A 1,190-nucleotide genomic window follows, 5' to 3' on the forward strand; every position below is an offset into this window, starting at 1 on the left:
AATTGCTAAGAATTTGTTAAAAAAATACGGAGATTTGTATACACTTTTGAAGCAGCCTGAGGAAGAATTACGAAAAAATAAGTATATTACTGAAAGAACGATAGTGTTTTTAAAACTTCTGTTTGAGATAATTGAAAATGGGCTTTATAAAAAAGTGCATAATAAGAAAATTACACTATCTAGTAATGTAAAGCTTATGAACTACTTGGAATATTCGTTGCTAAAAAGGGATATTGAAGTATTTAAGGTGCTGTTTTTAAATACTCAGAATGAACTTCTGAAGGAAGAGGAGCTGTTTCGTGGAACAATTGACAGAAGTACGGTCTACATTCGTGAACTGATAAAGAAAATTTTAGAATACAATGCAAAATCTGTAATTCTGGTTCATAATCATCCAGCAGGCTCGTTAAGGCCGTCAGATTCTGATATTAGATTGACAAAAAAAGTGAAAGAGGTTTTTGAAAGTCTTGAAATAAGGCTTCTGGATCATCTTATAATAAGTGAGAAGGGATATTTTAGTTTTTTAGAAGGTGGAATATTGTGAAGATAATAAATATTAAATTCAGAAAGACAAAAAAAGTTTATCCGTTTATGATAAACGATGCTGAAAATTATAAAAAAGGGGATCATGTTCTAGTTGACACAATCCGTGGAGAGCAGATTGGAATAGTTTTGGGAATTGCCTTGAATAAAGAAAATGGCGAACAGGATGACCTCAAAATCAGGGAAGTTAAAAGAAAGCTGTCAAGCAAGGAAGTTCAGAAACTGCTGGAACTGGATAAAAAAGCGGATGAGGCCTATTTTAAATGCAAAAAGATTGTAAAGGAGCTGCTTCCTGAGATGAATCTTGTTATCGGAGAGTACACATTTGACGAAAGCAAGCTTATATTTTACTTTACGGCTAGCAACAGGCTAGATTTTAGGGAACTTGTAAAGGAAGTGAACAGAACATTTAAAAAAAGGGTGGAATTTTATCAGATTAAGACAAATGATGAAGGGAGAATACTGTCTGCCTTTGGAAAATATGGAAGGGAAATTTACTGGTAGGATTCTTCGTTATGAAAAAAAATTTTTTTAGGAAAAAAATAGTTGAAAAATTGAAAAAGATATGCTATACTTATTGAGTAATATAAGTGTGGTCGCATAGCTCAGTTGGGAGAGCACCTGCCTTACAAGCAGGGGGTCACTGG

The 1,190-nt window shown here is 33.4% G+C and carries 2 protein-coding genes; both read left to right on the top strand.

What is annotated here, in order from left to right:
• A partial coding sequence (locus tag Q0370_RS10535) for a RadC family protein (protein WP_299575486.1) occupies positions 1-544 on the top strand: 544 nt, incomplete at its 5' end.
• Complete coding sequence (gene ricT, locus Q0370_RS10540) at positions 541-1,047, top strand: PSP1 domain-containing protein (protein WP_006805064.1); 507 nt, start codon at positions 541-543, stop codon at positions 1,045-1,047. The genes Q0370_RS10535 and ricT, both read left to right, overlap by 4 nt.
• The last annotated feature ends 143 nt before the right edge of the window (positions 1,048-1,190 follow it).

The sequence above is a fragment of the uncultured Leptotrichia sp. genome (assembly GCF_938036635.1).
In the GTDB taxonomy this organism is placed as follows: Bacteria; Fusobacteriota; Fusobacteriia; order Fusobacteriales; family Leptotrichiaceae; genus Leptotrichia; species Leptotrichia hongkongensis.